The sequence below is a fragment of the Caballeronia ptereochthonis genome (genome assembly GCF_001545075.1).
Classification (GTDB): domain Bacteria; phylum Pseudomonadota; class Gammaproteobacteria; order Burkholderiales; family Burkholderiaceae; genus Caballeronia; species Caballeronia ptereochthonis.
The window spans coordinates 143,894-170,387 of the sequence record NZ_FCOB02000003.1; the positions used below are offsets into that span (position 1 = coordinate 143,894).

The 26,494-nt window shown below is 66.6% G+C and carries 25 protein-coding genes and 2 riboswitches; of the genes, 19 read left to right on the forward strand and 6 right to left on the reverse strand.

Going from position 1 to position 26,494, the window contains the following annotated elements:
- Nucleotides 1-40 precede the first annotated feature (40 nt).
- Nucleotides 41-250 (reverse strand): hypothetical protein, encoded by a 210-nt coding sequence (locus AWB83_RS35955; protein ID WP_143750008.1) that lies wholly within the window; start codon nt 248-250, stop codon nt 41-43.
- 121 nt (nt 251-371) lie between these two features.
- Here AWB83_RS35955 and AWB83_RS04160 point away from each other — a divergent pair, with 121 nt between their 5' ends.
- From AWB83_RS04160 to AWB83_RS37055, 13 genes are all read left to right on the forward strand, one after another.
- Complete coding sequence (locus tag AWB83_RS04160) at nt 372-2,411, forward strand: glycosyl hydrolase family 18 protein (protein WP_087042984.1); 2,040 nt, start codon at nt 372-374, stop codon at nt 2,409-2,411.
- A gap of 81 nt (nt 2,412-2,492) precedes the next feature.
- Complete coding sequence (gspG, locus tag AWB83_RS04165; RefSeq protein ID WP_087042985.1) at nt 2,493-2,978, forward strand: type II secretion system major pseudopilin GspG; 486 nt, start codon at nt 2,493-2,495, stop codon at nt 2,976-2,978.
- Nucleotides 2,975-4,183 carry a type II secretion system F family protein gene (locus tag AWB83_RS04170; protein ID WP_244197564.1) on the forward strand — a complete coding sequence of 403 codons (1,209 nt, stop codon included), beginning with the start codon at nt 2,975-2,977 and terminating at the stop codon, nt 4,181-4,183. Before gspG ends, AWB83_RS04170 begins: the two co-directional genes overlap by 4 nt.
- Nucleotides 4,184-4,186: 3 nt before the next feature.
- Entirely contained in the window at nt 4,187-5,845 is a 1,659-nt protein-coding gene (locus AWB83_RS04175) for a GspE/PulE family protein (protein ID WP_087042986.1), read from the forward strand.
- Nucleotides 5,846-5,855: 10 nt separating this feature from the next.
- Nucleotides 5,856-6,686: a hypothetical protein gene (locus AWB83_RS04180; protein WP_087042987.1), complete on the forward strand. Its 831-nt coding sequence runs from the start codon at nt 5,856-5,858 to the stop codon at nt 6,684-6,686.
- Entirely contained in the window at nt 6,683-7,252 is a 570-nt protein-coding gene (locus tag AWB83_RS04185) for a hypothetical protein (RefSeq protein WP_087042988.1), read from the forward strand. Before AWB83_RS04180 ends, AWB83_RS04185 begins: the two co-directional genes overlap by 4 nt.
- Nucleotides 7,249-7,767 carry a hypothetical protein gene (locus AWB83_RS04190; protein WP_087042989.1) on the forward strand — a complete coding sequence of 173 codons (519 nt, stop codon included), beginning with the start codon at nt 7,249-7,251 and terminating at the stop codon, nt 7,765-7,767. Before AWB83_RS04185 ends, AWB83_RS04190 begins: the two co-directional genes overlap by 4 nt.
- Nucleotides 7,764-8,345: a hypothetical protein gene (locus AWB83_RS04195; protein ID WP_087042990.1), complete on the forward strand. Its 582-nt coding sequence runs from the start codon at nt 7,764-7,766 to the stop codon at nt 8,343-8,345. Before AWB83_RS04190 ends, AWB83_RS04195 begins: the two co-directional genes overlap by 4 nt.
- Entirely contained in the window at nt 8,342-10,330 is a 1,989-nt protein-coding gene (locus AWB83_RS04200) for a secretin GspD/PilQ domain-containing protein (RefSeq protein WP_087042991.1), read from the forward strand. Before AWB83_RS04195 ends, AWB83_RS04200 begins: the two co-directional genes overlap by 4 nt.
- A 15-nt stretch (nt 10,331-10,345) precedes the next feature.
- The gene (locus AWB83_RS04205) at nt 10,346-10,813 is read left to right on the forward strand and encodes a type II secretion system protein (protein WP_087042992.1); all 468 of its coding nucleotides are present in this window, start codon (nt 10,346-10,348) and stop codon (nt 10,811-10,813) included.
- Between the two features lie 5 nt (nt 10,814-10,818).
- Complete coding sequence (locus AWB83_RS04210; RefSeq protein WP_087043144.1) at nt 10,819-11,205, forward strand: type II secretion system protein; 387 nt, start codon at nt 10,819-10,821, stop codon at nt 11,203-11,205.
- Complete coding sequence (locus AWB83_RS04215) at nt 11,192-11,698, forward strand: type II secretion system protein (protein ID WP_244197565.1); 507 nt, start codon at nt 11,192-11,194, stop codon at nt 11,696-11,698. The genes AWB83_RS04210 and AWB83_RS04215 overlap by 14 nt, the downstream gene beginning before the upstream one ends.
- Nucleotides 11,699-11,774: 76 nt before the next feature.
- Complete coding sequence (locus AWB83_RS37055) at nt 11,775-13,697, forward strand: glycoside hydrolase family 19 protein (protein ID WP_244197566.1); 1,923 nt, start codon at nt 11,775-11,777, stop codon at nt 13,695-13,697.
- A 24-nt stretch (nt 13,698-13,721) separates the two neighbouring features.
- Here the strand turns inward: AWB83_RS37055 and AWB83_RS04235 are convergent, their stop codons facing one another.
- The gene (locus AWB83_RS04235; RefSeq protein ID WP_087042993.1) at nt 13,722-14,585 is read right to left on the reverse strand and encodes a lytic transglycosylase domain-containing protein; all 864 of its coding nucleotides are present in this window, start codon (nt 14,583-14,585) and stop codon (nt 13,722-13,724) included.
- 222 nt (nt 14,586-14,807) lie between these two features.
- Here AWB83_RS04235 and AWB83_RS04240 point away from each other — a divergent pair, with 222 nt between their 5' ends.
- The gene (locus AWB83_RS04240) at nt 14,808-15,662 is read left to right on the forward strand and encodes a 2OG-Fe(II) oxygenase (RefSeq protein ID WP_087042994.1); all 855 of its coding nucleotides are present in this window, start codon (nt 14,808-14,810) and stop codon (nt 15,660-15,662) included.
- A gap of 21 nt (nt 15,663-15,683) precedes the next feature.
- Here AWB83_RS04240 and AWB83_RS04245 read toward each other — a convergent pair whose 3' ends face one another.
- The 4 genes from AWB83_RS04245 to cobW form a co-directional block, all read right to left on the reverse strand.
- Nucleotides 15,684-16,256 carry a vWA domain-containing protein gene (locus AWB83_RS04245; protein ID WP_087042995.1) on the reverse strand — a complete coding sequence of 191 codons (573 nt, stop codon included), beginning with the start codon at nt 16,254-16,256 and terminating at the stop codon, nt 15,684-15,686.
- A gap of 116 nt (nt 16,257-16,372) precedes the next feature.
- Complete coding sequence (locus AWB83_RS04250) at nt 16,373-17,386, reverse strand: magnesium chelatase ATPase subunit I (RefSeq protein ID WP_087042996.1); 1,014 nt, start codon at nt 17,384-17,386, stop codon at nt 16,373-16,375.
- Entirely contained in the window at nt 17,383-21,156 is a 3,774-nt protein-coding gene (cobN, locus tag AWB83_RS04255; RefSeq protein ID WP_087043148.1) for a cobaltochelatase subunit CobN, read from the reverse strand. The genes AWB83_RS04250 and cobN overlap by 4 nt, the downstream gene beginning before the upstream one ends.
- A 4-nt stretch (nt 21,157-21,160) precedes the next feature.
- A complete protein-coding gene (cobW, locus tag AWB83_RS04260) occupies nt 21,161-22,246 on the reverse strand; it encodes a cobalamin biosynthesis protein CobW (RefSeq protein WP_087042997.1) in 1,086 nt (361 codons plus the stop codon).
- A 122-nt stretch (nt 22,247-22,368) separates the two neighbouring features.
- Nucleotides 22,369-22,638: riboswitch (cobalamin riboswitch) on the reverse strand.
- Between the two features lie 90 nt (nt 22,639-22,728).
- Nucleotides 22,729-22,993: riboswitch (cobalamin riboswitch) on the forward strand.
- 143 nt (nt 22,994-23,136) lie between these two features.
- Here cobW and cobA point away from each other — a divergent pair.
- Genes cobA through AWB83_RS04285 form a run of 5 tightly spaced genes read left to right on the forward strand, consistent with a single transcriptional unit; the run spans nt 23,137 to nt 26,486 of the window.
- A complete protein-coding gene (cobA, locus tag AWB83_RS04265) occupies nt 23,137-23,922 on the forward strand; it encodes a uroporphyrinogen-III C-methyltransferase (RefSeq protein WP_087042998.1) in 786 nt (261 codons plus the stop codon).
- The gene (locus AWB83_RS04270; RefSeq protein WP_087042999.1) at nt 23,919-24,326 is read left to right on the forward strand and encodes a cobalamin biosynthesis protein; all 408 of its coding nucleotides are present in this window, start codon (nt 23,919-23,921) and stop codon (nt 24,324-24,326) included. Before cobA ends, AWB83_RS04270 begins: the two co-directional genes overlap by 4 nt.
- A complete protein-coding gene (gene cobO, locus AWB83_RS04275; protein ID WP_087043000.1) occupies nt 24,323-24,925 on the forward strand; it encodes a cob(I)yrinic acid a,c-diamide adenosyltransferase in 603 nt (200 codons plus the stop codon). Before AWB83_RS04270 ends, cobO begins: the two co-directional genes overlap by 4 nt.
- A gap of 5 nt (nt 24,926-24,930) precedes the next feature.
- On the forward strand, nt 24,931-26,229 hold the full coding sequence (locus tag AWB83_RS04280; protein WP_087043001.1) for a cobyrinic acid a,c-diamide synthase CobB: 1,299 nt from the start codon (nt 24,931-24,933) through the stop codon (nt 26,227-26,229).
- A complete protein-coding gene (locus AWB83_RS04285; RefSeq protein WP_087043002.1) occupies nt 26,226-26,486 on the forward strand; it encodes a DUF1289 domain-containing protein in 261 nt (86 codons plus the stop codon). Before AWB83_RS04280 ends, AWB83_RS04285 begins: the two co-directional genes overlap by 4 nt.
- The last annotated feature ends 8 nt before the right edge of the window (nt 26,487-26,494 follow it).

Genomic DNA, 26,494 nt, shown 5'->3' on the forward strand with positions numbered 1-26,494 from the left:
CTTCGGTCTCCGTGGTTCATCCACGCTATTGCACCGGTCTTCACAGCAGCGGGCGTCCTCTGCTGAGACATGGTATCGCCGATTGATTCGAAATCGCGCCCATCAAAACCGAAGCATGCACAAAGTGATCAACGTCCGGACCGGTTGATTCGACGTCTTCGTTGAAACAATCGCCGGTGATGTTCGCGGCTTCATTTATTCCATTCAATAGGAAACCTAATTCAATAAAATGGAGTTGCTTCCAGGTCATCACTCGCTTATTACTATGACAACGCATTGAATCGATAATTTCGGAATGCGTGAGACGTGGTCAGTTCATAAAAGAAAACTTCTGCAGTCAATAAGCGGAACCAGCCAGGGAGGCCATTGTCATGAATAGCGCTGGCAACAATTCGAGAAGAAGTGCACTGACCATCGCGCTGCTTTTATCGTGCTCGATGAACGCGTGGGGCGCGGAATGGCAGGAAGGGACGACCTACTCGGCCGGCACGACCGTCACATACAACGGACGTACCTATCAGGCACTGCAAAGCCACACGGCCTATCCCGGCGCGGGCTGGACACCGTCGACCACGCCGACGCTGTGGCGCGATCTGGGCACGGCGACGCCGACGCCTTCACCGTCTCCCGCACCGACACCGACACCGACACCGACACCTGCGCCTACACCGACGCCCACGCCCGCGCCTTCTCCGTCGGCTTGCTATGCAGCCTGGTCGAGCGCACAGGTCTATGCGACGGCGGGCACCCGCGTGACCTACAACGGCCGCAACTATCGGAACAAGTGGTGGACTCAGGGAGACAATCCGGCGCAGTCCGGAACATATGGTGCATGGGAAGACCTCGGCGCGTGCTCGGGCAGTCCGACACCGACACCGACACCGACACCGACGCCAACACCAACACCAACGCCAACGCCAACGCCGACGCCAACACCAACACCAACACCAACACCAACACCAACACCGACGCCGACACCAACACCAACACCAACACCAACACCAACGCCGACACCGACACCGACACCAACGCCAACGCCGACACCAACACCGACGCCAACACCCTCCCCCTCCGGCGGCACGACCGCGCACGAGGTCGGCGGCTACTTCGCGCAGTGGGGCATCTATGACCGCAACTACAAGGTCAGGGATGTCGACACATCCGGCTCCGCGAAGGTGCTCACGTTCATCAACTACGCGTTCGGCAACATCTATCAGAAGAACGGCGGCTACGAGTGCGGCATCATCACCAAGGCGGAACCGGGCGCGACCAACCCGGACGCGCCGGACGCCGGCAGCGGAGGCGACGGCTGGGCCGACTATCAGAAGGGCTTCAGCGCCAACGAATCGGTCAACGGCAAGTCCGATGCCTGGGACTTCCCGCAGGGCGATCCGCGCATCGGCAAGGCCGGCCCGCTCAAGGGAAACTTCAATCAGTTGAAGCAACTGAAGGCGAAGTACCCGAACCTGAAAGTCATGATTTCGCTCGGCGGCTGGACCTGGTCGCGGTGGTTCGGTAAAGCCGCGACGACCGACGCCTTGCGCAAGCAACTCGTGTCGTCGTGCATCAACGTCTACGTCAAGGGAAATATTCCTTTCGACGCGGGCTCGAACGCCGGTGGCGACGGCATCGCCGCCGACGTATTCGACGGCATCGACATCGACTGGGAATTCCCGGGCGGCGGCGGCCAGCCGTACAACGCGGTCGATCCGAACGACAAGCAGAACTTCACCCTGCTTCTCGCAGAGTTCCGCAAGCAGCTGGATGCAATCGGCGCGCAGAACGGCAAGCGCTATCTGCTGACGGTGGCGATCGGCTCCGGCGGCGACAAGATCGCCAGCACCGTGCCGGGCGAGTACAGCAAGTCGCTCGACTGGATCAACGTGATGTCCTACGACTTCCACGGCGGCTGGGAAGCCGCGGGTCCGACCGACTTCCAGTCGAACCTGTACGCGGACCCGGAAAGCCCGAACGTCAAGGCGGGCGGCAACGGCGCCTCCTACACCGTGGACGCCGCCGTCAGGAACCTGCTCAACGCGGGCGTGCCGGCGTCGAAGATCGTGGTCGGCATCCCGTTATACGGCAGAGGCTGGACCGGCGTCACGCCCGGACCGAAGGGCGACGGCCTCTATCAGAAGGCGACCAAGCCCGCACCGGGCAAGTACGAAACGGGCATCGAGGATTACAAGATTCTCAAGGGCAAGGCCGGCACCGCGTACGAGCACCCCGTCGCGAAACAGTCCTACAAGTTCGACGGCACGACCTTCTGGTCCTACGACTCGGCGGCCACCATCCGGACCAAGGTCGACTACGTGAAGAGCCTGAACCTGCGCGGCGTGTTCGGCTGGGAGCTCGACGGCGACGGACCGAACGCGGAGTTGTTGAACGTCATGGGCGAAGTCAACAAATGACCCGCCGGCAGGACGCGCGACGATCGGCCCGATGCCTCGTCGCCGCGCGTCCCCGATGAGTCCGATCACGCGGGAGCAGCCATGCACGAGCGATCATCCGGCGTCGCGCTCACGGGCGCGTCGCCTGCCGGAAAGCGGCTGGCGCAACAACGAGGCAAAGGGTTCCGGCGCGGCTTCACGCTGCTGGAGCTGCTGGTCGTCCTGCTCATCATCGCGCTGCTCGCGGGATACGTGGGCCCGAAGCTCTTCGGCGAAGTCGGCAAGGCGCGCAGCAAGACCGCCGCGTCGCAGATGAAGGGCATCGAGAGCGCGCTCGACCGATACCGGCTGGATACCGGCCGTTACCCGGGCACCGAAGCCGGCCTGCCGGCCCTGACGACCAACGTCGGCAATGTCCAGGGCTGGGAAGGCCCGTACATGAGCAGCCAGGTGCCCAACGATCCCTGGGGCAAGCCCTATGTCTATCGCAGCCCCGGCGAGAACGGCAAGGACTATGACCTGATGACCTTCGGCGCGGACGGCAAGCCCGGCGGAACCGGCGAGGACGCGGACATCATCGGCAAATGACGGACACGGGCGGCGCGATCATGCGTTATCACGTGCGGGTCGGAAGCGATGGCGGCGAGCAGGAGCTGGAGCTCGAGGCGGCCGACGAAGCGCAACTGCGCGCGAGTATCGGCGGCATGGGCTTCACCTTGCTGGAAGCGACGCCGCTCGGGACTCCGAAGCGCGCGCTCACGCTGCGCAAGCCGGTCTTCGAGCGCTCGCTTTTCACGCAGGAGCTCATCGCGCTGCTGGAAGCGGGGCTGAGCCTCGTGGAGACGGTCGAGACGCTGCGCGACAAGAGCAAGGAAGGCCTCAACCGCACGGTGATGCAGGGCATCGTGACCGCGCTTTACGAGGGCGAGCCGCTCTCGCGCGCGCTCGAACGGCAGCCGGAGCATTTCCCTGCGCTCTATGTCGCGACGGTCGCCTCGGCGGAGCAGACGGGGCATCTCGCCGAGGCGCTCAAGCGCTATCACCACTATGACGCGCGCCTCGCCGCCGTGCGCAAGAAAGTCGTGTCGTCGATGGTGTACCCGTCGATCGTGATCGCCGTGGGCGCGTTGATCATCCTGTTCATGGCGTTCTATGTGATTCCGAAGTTCAGCCAGGTCTTCGCGACGATGAAGGACATGCCTCTGACGGTCAAGCTGATGCTCGCGTGGGGCAATCTCGTCGCGGCGCACGGCGGCGTGCTGCTCGCGGGCCTCTTCGCGGCGCTCGCGGGCGCGGGCCTGTCGCTGCGAAGCGCCAGGGTGCGCGCCGGCCTCTTCGCCGCGTTCCTGCGCCTGCCGAAGCTCGCCGACTATCAGCGGCTGTTCGCGCTCACGCGCTTCTACCGCACGCTGGGCCTCCTGCTCGCGGGCGGCATGTCGATGGTCGCGTCGATGGAACTCTCCGCGCAATTGCTGCCGGGCGCGATGCAGGCGGCGCTGTCGCAGGCGCTCGACGACATCCGCGCGGGCAAGTCGCTGTCCGCCGCGCTGCCCGCCGCGAACCTGACCACGCCGGTGGCCGAGCGGCTGATTCGCGTCGGCGAGCAGAGCGGCGAGCTGCCCGGCATGGTCACGCGCTCGGCCGAGTTCTGCGACGAAGAACTCGATCGCGCAATCGACACGTTGATGCGCGTCGTCGAGCCGGTGCTGATGCTGCTGGTGGGCGGCATCGTCGGGACGATCATTTTTCTGCTCTACATGCCGATCTTTCAACTCGCGGGAAGCGTGGGGTGAATCATGGAAGACATCGCCGATGCGCCTGCCCGGCCCGACGCGCGCCGCGATCACCGGACGAGACAGCAGCGCTACTGGGACGACGCGCAACACGACCCGCACGACTACCTGATGCGCGTGAGCGACGCGCTCGGCCTGCGCGGGGTCGGCAAGGACGCGCTGCAGGCGCTCGAGCCGCGCTTCGACCTCCTGCCGTTCGGCGAGGCGATGTCGCGCCATTGCGTCCTCGCCGCCGACGCCGAAGCGCGCCTGTGGCTCGTGCTCGCCGATCCGTTCGCCGCGCAACTGCGCATCTGGGCGATGCAGCGAGTCAGGACGGCCTTCGCGTTCGCGTTCTGCGTTCCGGCCGATCTCGCGGCCTTTCTCGCGCAGCATGAATCCGCGCATCAGGCGCTCACGCAGGTGAGCGTCGCCGACACGGCCGCGGCCGCCGCCGACGCGGGCGTCGAGATCACGCTGGCCACGCTCGCCGCCGACACGCACCCCGTCATCCGGCTCGTCAATTCGTCGCTCTACGATGCGCTGCGGGCGCGTGCATCCGACATCCACATCGAGAGCACGGCGACGGGCCTCGTCATCAAGTACCGCATCGACGGCGTGCTGCAGACGACCGCGACCGCGCCCGGCATCGATACCGCCGAGCAGGTGCTCTCGCGCCTGAAGGTCATGGCCGAGCTCGATATCGGCGAGCGGCGCGTTCCGCAGGACGGTCGCTTCAAGGCGCTCATCAATCAGCGCGAGATCGACTTTCGCGTGTCCATCATGCCGTCCATACACGGCGAGGACGCCGTGCTGCGCGTGCTCGACAAGCAGCGCGGCGAATCGGGCAACGCGGCGCTGCGCCTCGACTCGATCGGGCACGAGCCGGACATCGTCGAATCGATCCGCTCGATCGCGCACGAGCCCTACGGCCTGCTGCTCGTGACGGGGCCGACCGGCTCGGGCAAATCGACCACGCTGTACGCGACGCTCTCCGAGATCAACACGGGCGACGAGAAGATCATCACCATCGAAGACCCGGTGGAATACGAGCTCCCCGGCGTCCTGCAGATCCCGATCAACGACAAGAAAGGGCTGACGTTCGCGCGCGGCCTGCGCTCGATTCTCAGGCACGACCCGGACAAGATTCTCGTCGGCGAGATCCGCGACGGCGAAACCGCGGGCATCGCCGTGCAGGCGGCGCTCACGGGACACCTCGTGCTGACGTCCGTGCACGCGAACAACGTGTTCTCGGTGCTCGACCGCTTCCTGCACATGGGCGTCGACATGCACAGCTTCGTCGATGCGCTGCTCGGCGCCGTCGCGCAGCGGCTCATGCGCAAGAACTGTCCGCACTGCGCGCGCGACGACGCGCCGCCCGACGACGCCCTGCTCCGGGCTTCGGCGCTCACGCGCGAACAGGTCGCCGGATGGCGTTTTCGCCGGGGCGCCGGCTGCGAGGCGTGCCGCCGCACCGGCTATCTCGGACGTCAGCCGATCGCCGAAGTGCTGCGCCTGAACGATCAGATCAAGCAATGCTTCATCGAGCGGCGGCCGCTCGCGGAGCTCAAGCAGGAGACCTATCGCAGCGGCTTCGTGCCGCTCCGGCGGATCGCGCTGCGCGCCGTCGCCGACGGCCGCACCACGCTCGCGGAAGTCAACCGCGTCACCATGGTCGAGTAGGGGCACGGCAATGTCGCGTTTCACGGACTCGCTCGGATCGCTCAAGGCCGCCGCATCGAAGCTGCGGAGCGTCGAGATCGCGCGTTTGCAGGGCGTCCCGGGCACGGGAGCCGTGACGATCTGGATCGACGGCGAACGCGCGCGCGTGCTCGCGCCTTCCGGCGCGCACGGCGCGAGCGTGGCGCTTGCGACGCCCGGAGACGTGCAGGCCGCGTCGAAGGCGTTCGAGCAGCTCGCCCCGAAGCCGGCGCGGCCCGGCCTGCATATGCTCAGAGTATTGGTCGGCGCGCCATTCGTGCGCTACTTCGCGCTGCCGTGGCAGCCGCTGCCGAAACCGCAGGACTGGATCTCCGCCGCGCGCATGCAGTTCGTGCAGGCGGGCGTGCAAGGCGTCGAGCAGTGGCGCTTCACGATCGCCGACGGTCCGTGGGGCGAGGGCAGGCTCGCCGCCGCCGTACCCGAGGCGCTCTGCGCCGGCGTCGCGCATGTCTGCAAGGCGCGCCGGCTGATGCTGCTCGGCATGGAGCCCGCGTTCACGTTCGCGCTGTCGAAGCACGCGCGGCGCATGCGCGACGGCGCGATCGCCGTGGCGGAGCTGGAAGAGACGAGCGCCCGCGCCGCGATCGCGCACATCGGGCTGCGGCATGGCGGACAGTGGACGGCGTTTATCGCCTTGCCGGTGCCGGACCGGATCGACGACGTGCTGCGCGATGCGCTCGCCCTCTGGGACGCGCCGCCGCCCGAGCGGCTCTATGTCATCGGCCCCGGCGGCGCGCAGCGATGGGTGGAGGACGCCGCGCACATCGAATGGCTGCCCGCGCCATGGGATGCCGCCGCATGAAAACGCCGCGCCTCTTCCTCGATCGCGCCAACCGGCCGGGGGCCGTACCCGGACTGCTCGCGCTCGTGCTGGCGGTGGTCGCGCTGATCGCGACGCTGAAATACCGCGATGAGCTGAAGCGCATCGGCGAGGCGCTCGACGCGCGCGAAGACGTCATCGCCAGGCAGGAGCAAAAGTATCGGGCCATCGCCCGGGCCCAGCACGACGCGAACGACACGCGCGCCGCCGGGCTGATGGCGCAGCAGCGCTTCGCGACCGAACCGGCGCGCGATCTCATCGAAGGCGGATGGAAGCCGGACATCGCACTTCTGAGCGTGGACATCGTGACGGCGTCGCGGCAGATCACCCTCGTGTTCGAGACACGCTCGGTGCAGGAGGCGATTTCCTATGCCGACTGGTTCCAGGCGCAGCCGGAGACGGAAAGCGTCGCGATCAAGCGTCAGGTGACGAAGCCGCCGCCGCCCGTGCCTTCGGTCGAAACCACGCTGCAGGTGATCTGGCGGCCGTTCGCCGCGCGGCCCGCCGACGCTCCGGCGCAGCCCGCGTCGGCGGGAGCACCGCGATGAGCCGCTGGACATGGGAGCTGCGCCGCGCTCAATGGCGTCTCGGGATCTTCGGCGTGCTGGCCGTGCTGATCGCGCTGGGCGCGGCGATCATCGCGCTCGTCGACATCGTCCCGTTGCGCGCGGATATCACCGCGCGCCGGCACGGGCTCGATGCGCGCGCCGCCAGCCTGAAGCAGCCGCCCCCGCCCGCCGCCGACGAAGCCGTCGCGCCCGTGAGCGCGGACCAGCGCTATTTCGTATTCCTGCACAGCCTGCATGCGATCGCGGCAAAAAACGGCATGATCATCCCGCAGATCAGCTATCAGGTTGCAACCGAGCGCGATTCGAGCGTGAAACGCTACCTCGTGGAAGGCAGCTTTCAGGCGACGTATCCGCAGCTGCGCGGCTTCATCGGCGCATTGCGGCGCCTGCCCGGCACCCGCTGCGAACGCCTCACGATGACACGGGCCGACATCGGCGCGACCCAGCTGGAGGTCCGGCTGCAATGCGCCTTTCTCGTCGAGGCCGCGAAGTGAACGGGCTGAACGCGCGCACGCTGAAAGTCTCCCGGCCGGTTCAGGGGCTGCTGGCGGTCACGATCGGTCTGATCGTGTTCGTGCAGTGGCGTGCGTCGAAGGACGAAACGCCGGCGCGTCCGGCGCCTGCTCCGGCCGCGGCGTCTGCGTCTGCGGCATCCGCGGCATCCGCCGCCGCGCCCGTGCAAGCCGCCGGCTCCGGCGATGCATCGGCGCCCGCCGAAGCTGCCGCGCCCGCGAGCGAAGTCAACCTCTTTCCGGGTCAGACCTGGCAGCCGCCGCCACCGCCTCCGCCGCCCCCCGTGCCGGCCGCGAAACTGCCGCCGCCCGAGCCGCCCCCCTTGCCGTTCGTGGTCCGCTCGCTCTGGCTCGACCCGCGCGGCGACTTCTACGCGGTGCTTGCGGGCGCCGGAAAGGAGTTCGCGCTGTGCGCCGCCTGCCAGAAGAAGGGCTTCCTGCGCAGGGGCGACGTCATTCTGAATGCCTACAGGATCGAGGAGATCGATCGACAGCACGTGAAATTCACGTACTTGCCGTTGAAGCGGCAGCAGCAGTTGTCGTTTGGAGAACCTCGATGAGCCGAACCACCAACATCACGACGGCGTGGGCGCTCGTCACGCTTCTCACCGCGTGCGCCGGGGAACTGCATCGCAAGGATCTGGAGAACCGGCTCGCGGGCATGCCCTCCGACGCGCAACTGGAGCTGCTCGCGCAGCAAACCGCGCAGTACCCGGACGATCTGGAGATAAAGGGCTGGTACATGAGCCTGCGGCGCCGTCTGACCGACGAGTACCTGACGCGCGCGACGGTCGCGTATCGCGCGGGCGACGCGGGCCAGGCGCTCGAATGGGCGCGGCGCGCGCAGCAGTCCGCGCCCGGCGACGACAGGCCGCGCTCGATGATCGTCTGGATCGAGCGTCAGGCGGCCATCGATACATCGCTGCAATACGCGGAATCGATCCGCATCGAAAAGCCCGACGAAGCCTTGTCGATCGTCAGTGACGTGCTGTCGAAGCAGCCGGACAACACGCGCGCGAGGCGCCTGCGCGATGAATTGCTGACGCCCAGGGCGCGGGATCTCGCACCGAAGCTGAGCCGCGATCTCGATCAGCCGATCACCGTGCAGTTCCGCGACCAGCCGCTCATCAGCATCTTCGAGCTCGTGTCGAACATCACCGGGCTCAACTTCACCTTCGACCGCGACGTGCAGTCGGGCGCGCCCACCACGATCTACGCGAGCAGCACGCCGGTCAGGCAGGTGCTCAACATGGTTCTGCAGGCGAACCAGCTCTCGAGCAAGGTCGTGAGCGGCAATTCGATCCTCATCTATCCGAGGCGGCCCGACAAGGAAACCGAATACCGCGATCTGGCGGTGCGCACGTTCTATCTCGAGAATGCGCAGGCGGCGCAAGTGCTGGCCGTATTGAAGCAGATGGTCAAGACGCGCGACGCCGTGCTCGACGAGCGCACCAACGCGATCATCCTGCGCGATGCGCCCGACACCGTGAAGGTGGCCGAGCGCATCATCTCGGCGCTCGACGTGACGCCCGCCGAGGTCGTAATCGAGGCGCAGATCCTCGAAGTCTCCGCCGCGGACCTGCTGCAACTCGGCGTCCAGTATCCGAGCAACATCGAGTTCGCGCTGCAGCCGCAGCCGACTTCCACGGACACTCAGCCGCTCAATCCGAATTACCTCACGCTCGAGCAGTTGCGCAACCTGAACAGCAGCGACATCCTCGTGCGGATCGGTCCCCTGGGCATCAACTTCCTGCAGACGCACGGCCTCAGCAAGACGCTTGCGAACCCGCAGATTCGCGTGAGAAACCGAGAAAAGGCCAAGGTGCTGATCGGCGACAGGCTGCCCGTCGTCACCACCACGCTGTCGAGCAATTTCAGCTCGGAGAGCGTGAACTATCAGGACGTCGGCCTCACGCTCGAAGTGGCGCCCGTGATCGCGGGCAGCGACGAAGTGCAGGTCAAGCTGCGCATGGAAGTGTCCAACGTCACCGACACCATCACGACCTCGAGCGGACTCGTCGCGTATCAGATCGGCACGCGCACCGCCGAGACCGTCATGAGCGTGCGCAACAACGAAACACAGATGCTCGCCGGGCTGCTTCAGCGCAACGAGCGCGCGACGGGTTCGGGGCTGCCGGGCCTGAGCCGCATTCCCTTTTTCGACCGCATCTTCGGCAGCCGCGCGAACGACGAGCATCAGACGGAGCTCGTCCTGCTGCTCACGCCGCGCATCGTGCGCAATCAGGCGGTTCCGCCGGGCAACGTCGTGTCGTTCGACTCGGGCACCGATACGCGCATCACGACCGAGCGCGACATCGCGCCGGCGGCCGACGGCGCGCGCACGCCGCCGCCCGTGCTTGCGCCATCGACTCCGGCGGCACCACCCGCGACCCTGCCGCCCGCACCGCCCGCACCGCCATCACCCGCGCCCGCGCCCGCGCCATCCGAGCCGCTTATCGCGCCGCCGGCGCCCGCGTACCCGCGTTCGCGGCCGCCGGGCTTCGCGCCGCCGCTGGCGCCGCCTCCCGAAAACGTCAGGCCATGAGGAGAGCGCCCATCCATGAGCAAGGGCTTCACCCTGATCGAGCTGCTCGTGACGCTTGCCATTCTCGCCGCGCTGGCTACGGTGGCGCTGCCGCTCACGCAGATCGCCGCCCAGCGCGAGAAGGAAGACGAGCTCAAGCGCGCGCTGTGGAGCATTCGCGACGCCATCGACGCCTACAAGAAAGCCGGCGACGAGGGCAAGATCGATCGCCCTGTTGGCGAAACTGGCTATCCGCCGAAGCTCGGCGTTTTGGTCGAAGGCGTGGCGGACAAGACGGCGCCCGAAAAAACCCGCATCTATTTCCTGCGGCGCATTCCGCGCGATCCCATGTGCAACTGCCCGAGCCGCTCGGACGAGCAGACCTGGGGCAAGCGCAGCTACGCGAGCCCCGCCGACGCGCCGAGCGAAGGCAACGACGTGTACGACGTCTACTCGCTTTCGGAAGGCGCGGGGCTTGACGGCATTCCGTACCGCAAGTGGTGAAAGCAATGAGCGCGCTCAGCAGAAAGGCAAGACGGGGCTTCACGCTGATCGAACTGCTCGTCGTGCTGGCCATCATCGCGACGCTGCTCACGCTCGTCGTGCCCCGCTACTTTGGCCAGGCCGACAAGGCGAAGGACACGGTGCTGCATCAGAACCTCGCCGCGATGCGCGATTCGATCGACCATTTCCGCGCCGACCAGGGCCGCTATCCGCAGACGCTGCAGGAGCTCGTCGAGAAGCGCTATCTGCGCGAAGTGCCGCTGGACCCCGTCACGCAGAGCCGGACCACGTGGGCTACCGTCCAGCCGCCCGACGGCAAGCCCGGCGTCTACGACGTGCACAGCGGTGCGAAGGGCAAGGGAAAGGATGGCACGGACTATGGCACGTGGTAGCGCGCGCCCGCCCAAGCTCCCGTCGATGCGCAAGCGCGAGCGAGGCTTCGGCATGCTGCTCGCGCTCGTGAGCGTGGCGGTGATCGGCGTGTATCTGATGCAGGTGGGCATTGTGTGGAGCACGCAGGCGCAGCGTGGCAAGGAAGAAGAGCTGTTGCGCCGTGGCGACGCCATTCGCCGGGCGATAGACGAGTACGTGCGCGCCGACCCGGGCGGCGCGTACCCGAAGAGCTTCGACGAACTGCTGCGCGATCCGCGCACGTCCATCGTGCGGCGCTACCTGCGCGACGCGTACCCCGATCCGATGACCAACGGGCCCTGGACCCTGATCAAGGGGCCGAACGGCGAGCTGTACGGCGTGCACAGCAGCGCCGCGGGCACGCCGCTCAAGCACGACGGTTTTCCCGACGACGACGCGAGCTTCGCGCTGCAGACGAGTTACGAGGAATGGAAGTTCACGCGCTACCCGGACATGAGCATGAGGCGAAGGTAGGCGCGATGCGACGCCCGGCCCCGACCAGGGGGCCATACGAAGTCAATGCCACTCAGCACTGCGCGGAGGTATCGAGATGAGATTGAACCGCAAGACCTTGACGCTGCTTCCTGCCGCAATGGCGCTGTATGCCGCGGCGAGCTTCGCGCAAGAGGCATGGAAGGAAGGAACGACTTACACGTCCGGCGCGACGGTGACTTACAACGGACGCGTGTATCAGGCGTTGCAGACGCATACGGCATATCCCGGCGCGGGTTGGTATCCCGCGACGACGCCGACGCTGTGGAGAGACATCGGAGCGGCTGCGACGCCTGTGCCCACGCCCACGCCTGCGCCTGCACCTGCACCTGCACCGACACCGACGCCCACACCAACACCAACGCCTGCCGGATGCAATGCGGCATGGTCAGCGTCTCAGGTCTATGCGACGGCGGGAACGCGCGTGACCTCCAGCGGCCGCAACTATCGAAACAAGTGGTGGACTCAAGGCGACAACCCTGCGCAGTCGGGGCAATACGGCGTATGGGAGGATCTCGGCGCATGCTCGGGAGGCACGCCGACGCCTGCTCCAACGCCGACGCCTGCTCCAGCACCTGCGCCGACGCCCGCGCCGGTTCCGGCGCCGGTGCCCGCACCCGTACCGTCGCCGACGCCCGCTCCTACTCCGACGCCCGCTCCTACTCCGACGCCAACTCCAACTCCAACTCCGAGTCCCACGCCCACGCCAGCATCCTACAAACCACAGATCGTCTACATTCCCACACCTGCGGACTACCCCACGACCGCCCAGTTCACGGCAGCCGAAAAGGCGCTGGTCGATCAATCGGGCGGTCAGATCGCGCTCCTGCGCGATGCCCTGCGCGTGCTGCCCGACGACGACGTCGACGCCGTCGTGCCGGGACGCGCTGCCAATCCATCCAACGTGCGGCGCGTGGAAGCGATCCTGCCCGAAGCGAGGTTCGATGCGCTGTTCCCCGTTCGCAATGTCGCGTACTCCTACGTCAACCTGTTGCGCGGCATCGCCAAGTTCCCCGCCTATTGCGGCGATTACACCGACGGGCGCGATGCCGTCGCGATCTGCCGCAAGCTGCTCGCCACGTCGTTCGCGCACTTCGTGCAGGAGACCGGCGCCAACTGGCAATCGCTCACGCCCGCCCAGGTGCGCTCCGGCTATCCGGACCATAACAACGCCGTGCTCGCCAAAATGCCGCAGGACACGCCCATTCCGTTCTGGCAGCAGGCGCTGTGGTTCCTGCGCGAATCGGGCTATGCGGAAGGCTCCGCGGTGGGCGCGTACCAGCAATGCGTGCCCGGCTCTCACGCGACCAACTGGATCTTCTATCCGTGCGCGAAGAACAGCGCGGGCAAGTATCTGGACTATTTCGGGCGCGGTGCGAAACAGCTCTCGTGGAACTACAACTTCGGTCCCTTCTCGCAGGCGCTCTATCGCGATGTCAACGTGCTCCTCGACGATCCCGGCCGCGTCGCCGATACCTGGCTCAACTTCGCATCGGCCGTGTGGTTCGCGGTGACGCCGCAGACGCCCAAGCCGCCGATGACCTGGGCGATCGACAACACCTGGAAGCCCAACGCCGTCGACCTCGCCAACAACATGAAGCCAGGCTTCGGCGCGACGGTGTACATCATCAACGGCGGCATCGAGTGTGGCGGTGGGGGCGCCGAGAAGGCGCAGGTCACGAACCGGATCAACGCGTACAAGGAGATGGCCCGTGAGCTCGGCGTCACCATTCCGCCCGACGAGCCGCTCGGCTGCGCCAACATGCGCGGCTTCAACGAAGGCTCGGCGGGCGCGATCAAGGCCTATCTCGACAAGGACTATGCGTGGGCCAACGGCAAGCCCGTGACCGGCTGCAAGCTCGTCGACTATCAGATGCCGTTCTCGCTCCTGACGCCCGGCGACTACAAGGCCTGTACGGACTACTTCTTCCGCGGCCAGGTGCAGTACAACGGCAGGACCGAGGTCGACAACACGAAGTGAGCGTCGTCGCGCGGCGAGGCCGTCTCATTGTCCGCGGCGATAACGCTCGGCAAGCGCCTTCACGCGCGACACGTACGTCCTGGTTTCATCGTAGGGCGGGATGCCGCTGTATCGGTCGACGGCGGCCTCTCCGCTGTTGTAGCCCGCGAGCGCGAGGTCGAGATCGCCGCCGAAGCGCCTGAGCAGCCATGACAGATACCGCACGCCGCCGCGTATGTTCTGCGCGGCGTCGAAAGGATCGCTCACGCCGAATCTCAGCGCGGTGGCCGGCATGAGCTGCATCAGTCCCTGCGCGCCGGCGCGCGAGATCGCATTCGCCCGATAGGCCGACTCCGCCTGAATCACCGCGCGCACGAGCGCGCTGTCCACGCCGGACGCCGAGGCCGCCGTTTCGATCTCCTGCCGATATGCGCGCATGTCGAGGGCGAGCGACCCGACGTCGATCTGCTCGTCCGGCACGCAAAAGTTGCAGGTCTCGATGTAATGGAGCGCGATGACCGAGATACCGGCATCCAGGCCCACCGGCCTCCTGCTGGAAAAATGCCGTATGCCGTTTTCGACGTAGGCATAGATCTGCGTCCGCACCTCGCGCCTGACCGGGGCAGCCGGGCGCGATCGCGCCGATGAGGTCGCGGAAGCGGCAGCATCGTCGCTGCGAGACAGCTCCGCGGCGCCGGGCGGCGAGGTCCGGTTCCAGCGCAGGTTCACGCGCACGCATTTCTGGCCTGAGATACGGCTCGTGACATAGCTGATCGAATCGTCGTCCGCTTCACATCTGAGCATGGCGGACGCGGACATCGGCAGACCGAACAGCACATAGCCGCAGGCGAGCAGCGTCAGTATCGAACGGCGTGTCCTTCGTTCCGCGATGAACCGATTCAATTGCATGCTGTCGCAAGGCACGACGCTTCTCCGATGTGCGCCTCAAGCAAGCATAGGTCTGTTTTCATGGGACGCCAGTGAAAATCGCATGCATGCACAATCGCTCGAATTGTTGACCCGCTCGCGCATTTCATTCGCTCCCGAGCATGGCGAAGCCGAAGTTGTCTTTCGCTTCTCCTTGTGCTTTCATGAACTACCGTCCTGCAACCGGCACCGGAGCACACGAGAATGAGCCCAGCCTTCGACGAGTCCTGGAAAAGCTGGCTCGACGAAAACATCCGCCGCGGATGCTCGCCGCAATCCCTCATCGATGCGATGATCGCGAACGCCTTCGCTCCGAACACGGCGCGCTCGATACTCGCGCGGCGCATGGCCGGTGAGGAGTTCGATTCCCCGGAAGCCTTGTCTTCCAAATACGTCTATGGCAAGCCGATGCTGCCCGAAGGCCCGATGCTGAGCGCATCGGACTGCGCCGCGAGAAAGCTGTTCAGCTGCGAGCGTCCGGTCGTCGCGCTGCTCGCCGATGTGCTGAGCCGCGACGAATGCGACAGGCTGATCGAAATCGGCAGCGGCCGCGTGCAGCGATCGTCCGTCGTCGATCCGGGCTCGGGCAGCGAGATTCTCATCAACGAGCGCAAGAGCGAAGGCGCTTTCGTCAACGCGCGGACCGATCCGCTGATCGACACGATCGACCGCAGGCTCGCGGCGCTCACCGGGCAGCCCATCGAGAACGGCGAGGATCTGCACATCCTCAGGTACGGCATCGGCGGCGAATACCGGCCGCATTACGACTATTTTCCGGAAGAGCAGGCGGGAAGCCGCCATCACGTGCAGCGCGGCGGCCAGCGGATCGTGACTGTCATCCTCTATCTCAACGAAGTTAAACAGGGTGGCGACACGACGTTTCCGGAAGTCGGCCTGCGCATTCATCCCAAGCCCGGCAACGCGCTGTACTTCGAGTATTGCAACGAACTGGGCCAGGTCGATCCGCGGACGCTGCATGCGGGCACGCCCGTCGAAAAAGGCGAGAAGTGGATCGCAACCAAATGGATACGGCGCGGGAGGTTTCGCGAAGGGTCATGAATCGCGGCCTCGCGCGCACGGTCAGCCCGCGGTTCGCATCACCGCCAGTTCGTCGGCAACGACGTACTCGGCCTGCCATTCATGCGCGAGCGCCTTGCATCTTCCGACCCGCGCCGACCCGTCATCGAAGTCCACCACGACGATGCGATCCGCAGCATACGGCGCATCCGGCCGCTCATTGGTGCGCCCATCGGTCAGGACCCACAGCCAGCGCCGCTGCGACGGCCTGCGTCTTGCCGCGCGCGCGAGCACCGTCGCCGCGCTCGACAGCCCGAGCGCGAGCGGCGTGCCGCCACCGCCGCCGATCGGCGCGACCCAGCGCTCGTTCCACCAATGCGCCGCGCCCGGCTGACGTCTCACTTCCGCGCGTCCCCCGCCGAAGCACACGAGCGCGATGTCGGCGCGCTCGCGATAAGCACGATCGAACAACGCGACGAGCATGCCCTTCGCGCGCGCCAGCCGCTCGCCCGCGAGCATCGAGCCGGAGCAATCGAGCAGGAAGCAATGCATCGCGGCGCCTTCGCCTTGCGTGCGTCGATAGCGAAGGTGGCGCGCGTCGAAACGTGCGGCACGCTTGGCGCGCAATGTCGCCATCCAGTCGATGGACGCGCTCTCTTGTTCGCCTTCGCGCGAGGCGACTCGGCCTCTGGAACGCGCTTCATTCCATCGAAGACGATGCTCTCCGGCATCCGCGTCGCGCCTTCGATGGCTCAGGCTTTTTTTGCGGCGAGCGGCCTCACCTGCTTGATCCTTGCCGTGCCCGTCGGCTCGGGCGGCAGATAGCCCCAGTCCGATTCGCCCGCGCTCGCCTCGCGCGGCGTCGGATCATGCGCGGCCTGCGTTTGCGAAGGCGCTTGCGCTTGCACTTCGCGGCGCCGATGCTGCAAGACCGCATCGGCGACCCGCTCGACATGCGTCACGGTCACGGCCGGTGCGCCTTCCAGCGCAGCCAGTGCACGCGCCGCGCGCAGCATCACGAGATCCGCCCGCAAGCCGTCCACGTGCGCCGCGATGCAAAGCTCGCTCACGCGCGCATGAACGGCATCGTCGAAATCGAATGACGCGAGCGCGGCGCGCGCCGCATGAATTCGCGCGTACAAGGACGCTTGCTCTGATGCGTGCCGCGCGCGAAACGCAGCGGGATCGGCATCGAACGCGAGGCGCGCCTTCACGATGCGTTGCCGCACGCTCGCATCGAAGCAATTGCTCATCTCGACAGCCAGGCCGAAACGATCCAGCAGTTGCGGGCGCAACTCGCCCTCTTCGGGATTCATCGTGCCGATCAGCACGAAGCGCGCCTCGTGCCGATGCGAAATGCCATCGCGCTCGACGATGTTCACGCCGCTCGCCGCGACATCGAGCAACTGATCGACGAGCGGATTCGGCAAGAGATTGACCTCGTCGACGTACAGCACGCCCAGATGCGCCTTCGCGAGCAGGCCGGGCGAGAACTTCACGCCGCCGTCGCGCAACGCGCTTTGAATGTCGAGCGTGCCGATCAACTGTTCCTCGCTCGCGCCGAGCGGCAGGGTGACGAGTTTCCCTTCCGGCAACAACTCCGCGAGCGCGCGCGCCGCCGTGGACTTCGCCGTGCCGCGCGGTCCGCTGACGAGCACGCCGCCGATCGACGGATCGGCCGCCGCAAGCAAGAGCGCCTGCTGCAAGGGCTCCTGGCCGACGAGCGCGGAAAAGGGAAACACCGGGGATGAAGTGGATTCGTTCAATTCTGTCGGCCTTCGATTCGCTGCTCGGCGTCGAGCAGATGCCGTTCGATCTGTTCGCGATAGCCGGCGGGTTCCTGCCACAAGCCGCGCTCCATCGCTTCGAGCAGGCGCTCGCAGATCGATTGCAGCGCGTGCGGGTTGTGCTCCGCGATGAACTCGCGCGTATCCGCGTCGTTCACATAGGCATCCGTGACGAGCGCGTATTGATGATCGGACACCACACGCGCGGTCGCGTCATAGCCGAAGAGATAGTCGACCGTCGCGGCCAGCTCGGATGCGCCCTTGTAGCCGTGCCGCTTCACGCCGTCGATCCACTTCGGATTGACGACGCGCGAGCGCACCACGCGCGCGATTTCCTCGTTCAGCGTGCGCATGCGCGGCGCGGCGGGATTGCTGTGATCGGCGTTGTACGCCTGCGGCTGCACGCCGGACAGATAGCGCACGGCCGCGATCATGCCGCCCTGAAACTGGTGATAGTCGTTCGAATCGAGCAGGTCATGCTCGCGGTTGTCCTGATTGTGCAGGACGACATCGAGCGTCGAGAGCCGCGCGCCGAAGCTCGCGCGCGCTTCGACACCATCGCCGGACTGCGAATACGCATAACCGCCCGTGCTTTGATACGCGGTGGAAAGATCGGCATCGGTCTGCCATTGCCTGGCGTCGATCAGCGACTGCAGACCCGCGCCGTATGCGCCGGGCTTCGTGCTGAACACGCGCCAGCCCGCGCGCCGCCGCGCTTCCGCTGCATCCACGCCGCGCGCGATCAGCTCGTCGCGCTCGCGCAGGATGCGCGCGCGGATCGGGTTGACGTCCGCGGGTTCGTCCTCCAGCCCGGCGACGGCCTGCACGGCGGCATCGAAGAGATGCATGAGGCCCGCGAACGCATCGCGGAAAAAGCCCGACACGCGCAGCGTCACGTCGATGCGCGGCCGGTTGAAGATGGAGATCGGCAGGATCTCGAAGTCGGTCACGCGATGACTGCCCGCCGCCCACTTCGGCCTCACGCCGATCAACGCGAACGCCTGCGCGATATCGTCGCCGCCGGTGCGCATCGTCGCCGTGCCCCACACCGAGAGGCCGATGGCGCGCGGATAATCGCCGTGGTCCTGCACATGGCGCTCGACCAGCGCATTCGCCGACTTGACCCCGAGGGACCATGCCGCCCGCGTCGGCAGTGCGCGCGTATCGACCGAATAGAAGTTGCGGCCCGTGGGCAGCACGTCGGGCCTGCCGCGCGATGGCGATCCGCTCGGCCCCGGCGGCACGAACCGCCCTTCGAGACCGCGCTTCAGTTGCGTGAGCTCTTGCGGGCCGCATGCGTCGAGCCGCGCGAGCACGTCGCCGCGCAGGCGCGCGAGCACGGGCGACGCGTGCGGTCCGGGCGCGGCCGCGTCGTCGGACAATAGTTGCATCGCTAACGATTCGAGACGCTCGCGCGTATCGCCATGATGACGCCAGCGCGCATCGCTGACCGCCTGAAGCGCAGGCGGACGGGGCCCGTTCCACGGTGCGGCCCAGTCGGCGTCGAGCGGATCGAACGCGTCGCCCAGTTGCAGATCACGCGCGATCGCCGTGATGAGGCTCGCATTCGCGCCCTGACCGTCGCCGACCGGAAAGCGGCCGAGCGCGAGCAGCGTGTCGCGGCGCTGCACGCCTTGCGGCGAAATGCCGAACACATGCAGTCCGTCGCGAATCTGTGCTTCCTTCAGTTCGCAGAGGTACGCGTCGGCACGGGTGAGCAAGGCATCCTCGCCGGCGACGTCGCGCGGCGCGTCGAGTCCGAGCTCTTCGTGCAGCCTGTTCTCGACGATGCTCGCGAGGATCGACTTGCGCAACAACTTCGCGCGGCGCACATCGACCATCAGCGCTTCGTAGTATTCGTCGACCTGACGCTCGAGGTCCTGCAACGGCCCGTAGTTCTCCGCGCGCGTGAGCGGCGGCATCAGATGATCGATGATGACCGCCTGCGCGCGGCGCTTCGCCTGACTCCCCTCGCCCGGATCGTTCACGATGAACGGATAGAGATGCGGCATCGGGCCGAGAATCGCATCCGGCCAGCACGACGATGACAGCGCGACGCTCTTGCCCGGCAGCCATTCGAGATTGCCGTGCTTGCCGACATGCACTAGGGCGTCCGCCTGAAAGCGCACGCGCAGCCAGAAATAGAACGCCAGATACGAATGCGGCGGCACGAGCTCCGCATCGTGATAGCTCGCGTAGTCGTTGCGTTCGCGCGAGCGCGACGGCTGTATGCCGACGAACACCTCGCCGCAGCGATAGCCCGAGATCATGAAGCGGCCCCGCCGCACCGTCGGATCGTCTTCCGGCGCGCCCCAGGCCTGTTCCAGCGCGGCGCGCGCATCGGCGGGCAAGGCGCGGTAGGCATCGAGATATTCGTCGAGCGACAGGCTCTGCAGTGCCGGACGCAGATCGCGCACGACGGGATCGTTCGTCACGCCCTCGGTCAGCGCGGCGATGAGCGCATCGCCGTTCTCCGGAATCCCGCCCACGCGATAGCCTTCGCGCGCGAGCATCGACAGAATGCCGATGGCCGATGCGGGCGTGTCGAGCCCCACGCCATTGCCGATGCGTCCTTCGCTCGCCGGATAGTTCGCGAGCACGAGCGCGATGCGTTTCTGCGCATTCGGCGTCTGACGCAACCTGCACCAGCGGCGGCTCAGCTCGGCCACGAAGCGCACGCGCTCTTCATCGGCCTGATACCGCACGACATCCACTTGCGTATGCTTGCAGCGATACGCGAGCCCCTTGAAGCTCACCGCGCGCGTGATGATGCGGCCATCGACCTCGGGCAGCGCAACGTGCATCGCGACATCGCGCGAGTTCAGGCCGTGATTGTCCTTCTGCCAGTCCTCGCGATTGCCGCCGCTCAGAATGACTTGCAGCACGGGCGCATCGCCGGCGACTTCGAATGCCTCGCCCTCGCCGATCACGCCCGCCGCGAACGCCGTGGTGTTCAGCACGAGCGATGCGCGATGCTCCGCGCACAGACGCTCGACCACCTCGCGGCTCACGCTTTCCTTCAGCGAGGAAATTGCGATCGGCAGCGGATTCATGCCGTGTTCTTCGAGCGCATCGATGAGCGCGTCGAACACGGCAGTATTGCCCGACTGCAGATGCGCGCGATAAAACAGAATCGCGACGACGGGCGCGCCTGCGGTCCAGCGCGCCTGCCAGTCCTCGATGGCGGCGACATCGCGCTCGGGATGATGGATCGCGACGGCAGGCAGCGGGCTCGGCGGCCGCGGCTCGCGCCCGAAGCCGAATGCGCGATGCGCGATCGCGCGCAGAAACTCCTCTGCGTTGCGTGCGCCGCCTTCGCGCAGATAGCGCGACAACTCGCGGCAGAACGCCGCATCGGCCGTGCTCTTGCCGACGAGGTTCGGGTCTTCGGCGAGATCGCCCGAGAACATCGCGAGCATCTGCTTCTCTTTCTTCGCCAGCGCGACGAGACGCTCGATGCCGTATGGCCAGTACGATTCCCCGCCGAGATGATCGACGATCACGACCTTCGCATGGCGCAGCACGTCGTCGACATAAAAATCGACGGACGCGGGCTGGCGCAGGAACGATTGATTCGCGAGCCGCACTTCGGGAAAGCCCGCTTCCAGACGCGGAAACACGCTTGCGAGCAGGGCGAGCGTCGTGTCGGCGGAACTGAGCACGACGATCGGCGCGCTCGTCTGATCGATGCGCATGACGCCCTGCGCGTCGTCGACGAAGCCTCCCGGTGTCGTGCGGAGCAGATGCATCGCGTCAGGCCTGCACGGGTGCGCCCGCGAGCGCGGCGTCGAATGCGCGCTGCAAGGCATCGCGCTCCAGATCCTCGCCGATCAGCACGAAGCGGCTTTGCGTGTCCGCTTCATTCGCTTCCCAGCGGCGGTCGAAATAACTGTCGAAGCGCCTTCCGACGCCCTGCACGACGAGCCGCATCGCGGCGCCGGGCAACACGGCGAAGCCCTTCACGCGATAGATCGTGTGACGCTCGACGAGCGCATGCAACGCCGCGATGGCCTGCTCGCGCGATTCGACGTCGCCTTGCACGACCACCGAATCGAACTCGTCGTGATGATGATCGGCGTGACCTTCGTCGTCGGGCGAGCCGTGATGATCGTGCCGCAAGTGGATCGTCTCCTCCGACGCCGATTCGAGCCCGAGCAGGGTATGCACGTCGAGCTGGCCCATCTGCGCGGGCACGATCTTCACTTCGGGCGGAATCTCGGGGCGCACGAGCGCCTCGACCTTTCGCAGCGCATCCGCGTCCATGAGATCGGTCTTGTTGACGATGACGAGATCCGCCGACGAAAGCTGATCCTCGAACAGCTCGTGCAGCGGCGATTCGTGGTCGAGGTTCGGATCGGCCTTGCGCTGCGCATCGACGGCGACGGGATTCGCCGCGAATTGTCCGCTCGCGGCGGCGGGACCGTCAACCACGGTCACGACCGCATCCACCGTGAAGGCGTTCCTGATCGACGGCCAGTTGAACGCCTGCACCAGCGGCTTGGGCAACGCGAGGCCCGATGTCTCGATCAGCACGTGGTCGATGCTCCCGCGGCGCTCGACGAGCTGCTCCATCACCGGATAGAACTCTTCCTGCACGGTGCAGCACAGGCAGCCGTTCGCGAGCTCGTACAGATTGCGGTTGCTGGAGCCGGCCTCGTCGTCGCAGCCGATGCCGCAGCCCTTCAGGATTTCCCCGTCGATGCCGAGCTCGCCGAATTCGTTGACGATCACCGCGATGCGCAAGCCTCGCGCGTTGGACAGGATGTGCCGCATCAACGTGGTCTTGCCGCTGCCGAGAAAGCCGGTCACGACCGTGACGGGGATCTTGCGGGTTTGCATCGTAGCTCCGTGGCTGTGGATGCGTGCGCTTCATATGCGCGATGCGAGAGCAACGCGGATCGACGAGACGAGTAGCGCACGGCTTGATGGATCACGGGCCGCCCCGCATCCCCGCGGCAGCGAAGCCCTCTGAAAGTCTGGCCGGTATCCGGGCTGACGAAAACGCCGCTTCGCCTTCCCGCGCAGCGCATGCATGACGCGCGCCGCGCAGTGGCCTCGAAGCCGGCTTGCCGCGCATGCGACGGAACCTCGTACGCGCGGCGATCGCTTACCGTTGCGGGGGCAGCGCAGGTTGACGTCCATTCGATCTCGTGAAGGAAACGCGCCCTGCTTCCCGTTTAACTGCGCGCGAGAGAATCCGCGCGCGGGCACCAAAACTGCGTGAAAGTCTAGGCCCGGCGCGAACCAGCGTCAAGAAAGGACGCGTGTGCCGCGCGGGCTTTCAGGGCCCGCGTGAGGCACATCGGGCGGTCGCGTTGTGGTATTGTTGGCCCGCGTCTGGTGCTCGCGCGTGCGGTTCGAAACACGCGCAGTTAAACGGGAAACAGGAGCCGTCCGTTCGTGCCGAAGCACGCCGAACACGGAGCGCGCCGACCTGTGCTGTCCCCGCAACGGTACGCGACCGGCGGCCCGTGCTTCATGTTGCTCGAAGGCCGCGCATTGTGCTCCCGGCCACTGCCGTTCACGGCGGGAAGGCCGCGCAGTGAGGTCGCCAGCCCGGATACCGGCCAGCGCAGGGGACGAACGGGCGCGCGTGTCAGTCGGAGCGCGGCCCTTCGCCGAACGCCGCTCATCCGCGAGGGACGCATGCGCGGCGCAGAACGAGTCGAATCGCCAGCCGCCCGCATCACAATGAATTTCGTCACCGCGCGTCCTTGCGCATCGCTCGCATGAACGCGCCCTCCGCACAAGTCCATCTGGTCGGCGCCGGCCCCGGCGACGTCGAGCTCATGACGCTCAAGGCCGTGCGCGTGCTCGGCGAAGCGGACGTCGTGCTCGTCGACGATCTCGTCAATCCCGAAGTGCTCCGGTTCGCGCGCGCCGATGCGCTCGTCACGCATGTCGGCAAGCGCGGCGGACAACCGTCGACGCCGCAGCATGTCATCATCGATCTGATGCTTGCGCACGTGCGCGCGGGCAAGCGCGTCGCGCGCCTGAAGGGCGGAGATCCGTTCGTGTTCGGGCGCGGCGGCGAGGAGATGCAGGCGCTGCAGCGCGCGGGCGTGCGCGTCGAAGTGGTGAGCGGCATCACGGCGGGGATCGCGGCGCCCGCGGCCGTCGGCGTGCCGGTCACGCATCGCGGACAGGCGATGGGGGTCGTGTTCGTCACCGGACATGGCGCGGGCAACGCGGCCGATACCGGGGACGGCGCGGGCCGCGAACCCGACTGGGCCGCGCTCGCCGCCACCGGCATGACGCTCGTCGTCTACATGGGCATGCGGCGCATCGGGCATATCGTCGACGCATTGCTCGCGGTCGGCCTCGCGCCCGACACGCCCGCCGTTGCGATCGCATCCGCGACACGCCCGGAACAGCGTCATCTGCGCGCGCCGCTGCGGGATTTGCCCGATGCCGTGCGCGCCGCCGCGCTCGGCGCGCCCGCGATCGTCGTGATCGGTTCGGTCGCCGGGCTCGCCATCGAGAGCGCGCTCGATTACGCGGCATTCGCGCGATGAACGCATCGGCCCACATCGCGCGGCTCGCGGTCGGCATCGGCTGCAGGCGCGGCACGAGCGCCGACGCAATCGAACACGCGGTGCGCATCGCGCTCGGCTCGCATGCGTTCGGCGATATCGCGACGGTCGCGAGCATCGACGCGAAGCAGGACGAAGCCGGATTGCTCGCGTTCTGCGCGCGTCATCGCCTGCCGTTGCGCTTCTACACCGCCGATGAAATCGCGCGAGTGCCGGGTGTCGCGCCGTCGCATCATGCGGCGAAGCGTCTGAACGTCGACGGCGTATGCGAGCCATGCGCCCTGCTCGCGGGCAACACGGACACGCTCATCGTGCCGAAGGCGATCGAAGGCGGCGTGACCGTTGCGATCGCCGTCGCACGCACATCCATCGAGAACGAGACATGAAAACCGATACCGAATCGCATCTGCGCATGACCCAGCGGCGCAAGGAAGGCCACGAGAAAAAGCAGGCCGCGGCCGATCACGAGAAGGGCCTGCTGATCGTGAACACCGGCAACGGCAAGGGCAAGACCACGGCCGCGTTCGGCATGGCCGTGCGCGTGCTCGGCCACGGCATGAAGCTCGGCGTCGTGCAGTTCATCAAGGGCGCGCTGCACACATCCGAGCGCGATTTTCTCGGCGCGATCGCCAATTGCGATTTCGTCACGATGGGCGACGGCTACACCTGGAACACGCAGAACCGCGAAGCCGACATGGCCACCGCGCGCAAAGGCTGGAACGAGGCGCGGCGCATGATCGAAAGCGGCGAGTACCGGATGGTCGTGCTCGACGAGCTGAACACCGTGCTCAAGTACGAGTATCTGCCGCTCGACGAAGTGCTCGAGGTACTGAAGGCAAGGCCCGCGATGCTGCATGTCGTCGTGACGGGACGCCATGCGCCCGATGCGCTCGTCGAACTCGCCGATCTCGTCACCGAGATGCGGCTCGTGAAGCATCCGTATCGCGAGCAAGGCGTCAAGGCGCAGCGCGGCGTCGAGTTCTGAACGCGATGCCCGACTGCCCCGCTCTTTTCATCGGCGCAAGCGCGTCGCATCAAGGCAAGACCACGGTGACGGCCGCGCTCGCGCGCCATCACGCGCGCCGTGGCCTGAACGTGCGCGTCTTCAAGACCGGCCCGGATTTTCTCGATCCGATGATCCTCGAACGCGCATGCGGCGCGCCCGTGTATTCGCTGCATCTCTCGATGGTCGGGCCCGATGCCTGCCGCGCGCTGCTCGCGCGGGCCGCGCGCGAAGCCGATCTGATCCTCATCGAAGGCGTGATGGGTCTCTTCGACGGCACGCCCAGCAGCGCCGATCTCGCCGCCGCGTTCAAGGTGCCCGTGCTCGCGGTGATTGGCGCGCACGGCATGGCGCAGACTTTCGGCGCCATCGCGTTCGGGCTCGCGCGCTATCGCGAGGACCTGCCGTTTCATGGCGTGCTCGCGAATCGCGTCGCGTCGGCGCGGCATGCGCAGATGCTGTCCGAGACCATTCCCGAAGGACTGCGCTACTGCGGTCATCTGTCGAACACGGACGATATCGCCTTGCCCGAGCGGCATCTCGGTCTCACGCAGCCTGGCGAAATCGCGGGACTCGACGCACGGCTCGATCGCGCCGCCGATGCCATCGCGCACACCACGCTCGCCGATCTGCCGCCGCCGGTCCGCTTCGACGATGCGACGCTTCCCGCGCCGCCGCGTCTGCTCGACGGCATGCACATCGCGATGGCGCGCGATGCCGCCTTCTCGTTCATCTATCCGGCGAACCTCGATCTGCTCGTGGCGATGGGCGCGACCATCAGCACCTTCTCTCCGCTCGCCGACGAGCCCGCACCGGACGATGCCGACGCACTCTATCTCCCCGGCGGCTATCCCGAACTGCATTCGGCCACGCTCGCCGCGAATGCCCGCACGCGCGCGTCGATCGCGCGGCATGTCGCGCATGAAAAGCCTGTCGTCGCGGAATGCGGCGGCATGCTCTATCTCGTCGACACGCTCACGGACGTCGAAGGCACGAAGCACGCGATGCTCGGCATCCTGCCCGGCGATGCCGCGATGCAGCGCCGGCTGTCGCGCCTCGCGATGCAACGCGTCGACACGACACACGGCGCGATGATGGGCCACACCTTCCACTACTCGACGCTCGCCACGCCGCTGCAGCCGGTCCTCCACGCGGCGCACGCGACGACAGGCACTGCGGGCGAAGCGCTCTATCGGCACGGTCCGGTCACGGCCACATACATGCACGCTTACTGGCCGTCGAATCCGGCCGCGGCCGCAGCACTCTTTCGCGGCGAATCACTATGACGACGACACAAGACATTCAAGCGCCGCTGGATCTCGCGTTCACGATCGAGCGCGCAAGAACGCAGGAACCGGTCGGCTCGCCGTGCACCAACGTGTGCAAGCTCGATCCGGACAGCGGCCTGTGCCAGGGCTGCTATCGAAGCCGCGAGGAGATCCGGACTTTCCGATCGATGGACGATGCCGCGAAGCACGATCTGTTCGATGAACTGCTTGCGCGTCGCGCGGCAAGCGCACAAACAGAAAACCCACGTTCCTGACGGAACGT

Excerpts from the sequence above, each read along its gene's own strand:
- AWB83_RS35955 (WP_143750008.1), bottom strand. The coding sequence starts at position 250 with ATGACCTGGAAGCAACTCCATTTTATTGAATTAGGTTTCCTATTGAAT.
- AWB83_RS04160 (WP_087042984.1), top strand. The coding sequence starts at position 372 with ATGAATAGCGCTGGCAACAATTCGAGAAGAAGTGCACTGACCATCGCG.
- gspG (WP_087042985.1), top strand. The coding sequence starts at position 2,493 with ATGCACGAGCGATCATCCGGCGTCGCGCTCACGGGCGCGTCGCCTGCC.
- AWB83_RS04170 (WP_244197564.1), top strand. The coding sequence starts at position 2,975 with ATGACGGACACGGGCGGCGCGATCATGCGTTATCACGTGCGGGTCGGA.
- AWB83_RS04175 (WP_087042986.1), top strand. The coding sequence starts at position 4,187 with ATGGAAGACATCGCCGATGCGCCTGCCCGGCCCGACGCGCGCCGCGAT.
- AWB83_RS04180 (WP_087042987.1), top strand. The coding sequence starts at position 5,856 with ATGTCGCGTTTCACGGACTCGCTCGGATCGCTCAAGGCCGCCGCATCG.
- AWB83_RS04185 (WP_087042988.1), top strand. The coding sequence starts at position 6,683 with ATGAAAACGCCGCGCCTCTTCCTCGATCGCGCCAACCGGCCGGGGGCC.
- AWB83_RS04190 (WP_087042989.1), top strand. The coding sequence starts at position 7,249 with ATGAGCCGCTGGACATGGGAGCTGCGCCGCGCTCAATGGCGTCTCGGG.
- AWB83_RS04200 (WP_087042991.1), top strand. The coding sequence starts at position 8,342 with ATGAGCCGAACCACCAACATCACGACGGCGTGGGCGCTCGTCACGCTT.
- AWB83_RS04205 (WP_087042992.1), top strand. The coding sequence starts at position 10,346 with ATGAGCAAGGGCTTCACCCTGATCGAGCTGCTCGTGACGCTTGCCATT.
- AWB83_RS04210 (WP_087043144.1), top strand. The coding sequence starts at position 10,819 with ATGAGCGCGCTCAGCAGAAAGGCAAGACGGGGCTTCACGCTGATCGAA.
- AWB83_RS04215 (WP_244197565.1), top strand. The coding sequence starts at position 11,192 with ATGGCACGTGGTAGCGCGCGCCCGCCCAAGCTCCCGTCGATGCGCAAG.
- AWB83_RS37055 (WP_244197566.1), top strand. The coding sequence starts at position 11,775 with ATGAGATTGAACCGCAAGACCTTGACGCTGCTTCCTGCCGCAATGGCG.
- AWB83_RS04235 (WP_087042993.1), bottom strand. The coding sequence starts at position 14,585 with ATGCAATTGAATCGGTTCATCGCGGAACGAAGGACACGCCGTTCGATA.
- AWB83_RS04240 (WP_087042994.1), top strand. The coding sequence starts at position 14,808 with ATGAGCCCAGCCTTCGACGAGTCCTGGAAAAGCTGGCTCGACGAAAAC.
- AWB83_RS04245 (WP_087042995.1), bottom strand. The coding sequence starts at position 16,256 with ATGGCGACATTGCGCGCCAAGCGTGCCGCACGTTTCGACGCGCGCCAC.
- cobN (WP_087043148.1), bottom strand. The coding sequence starts at position 21,156 with ATGCATCTGCTCCGCACGACACCGGGAGGCTTCGTCGACGACGCGCAG.
- cobW (WP_087042997.1), bottom strand. The coding sequence starts at position 22,246 with ATGCAAACCCGCAAGATCCCCGTCACGGTCGTGACCGGCTTTCTCGGC.
- cobA (WP_087042998.1), top strand. The coding sequence starts at position 23,137 with ATGAACGCGCCCTCCGCACAAGTCCATCTGGTCGGCGCCGGCCCCGGC.
- AWB83_RS04270 (WP_087042999.1), top strand. The coding sequence starts at position 23,919 with ATGAACGCATCGGCCCACATCGCGCGGCTCGCGGTCGGCATCGGCTGC.
- cobO (WP_087043000.1), top strand. The coding sequence starts at position 24,323 with ATGAAAACCGATACCGAATCGCATCTGCGCATGACCCAGCGGCGCAAG.
- AWB83_RS04280 (WP_087043001.1), top strand. The coding sequence starts at position 24,931 with ATGCCCGACTGCCCCGCTCTTTTCATCGGCGCAAGCGCGTCGCATCAA.
- AWB83_RS04285 (WP_087043002.1), top strand. The coding sequence starts at position 26,226 with ATGACGACGACACAAGACATTCAAGCGCCGCTGGATCTCGCGTTCACG.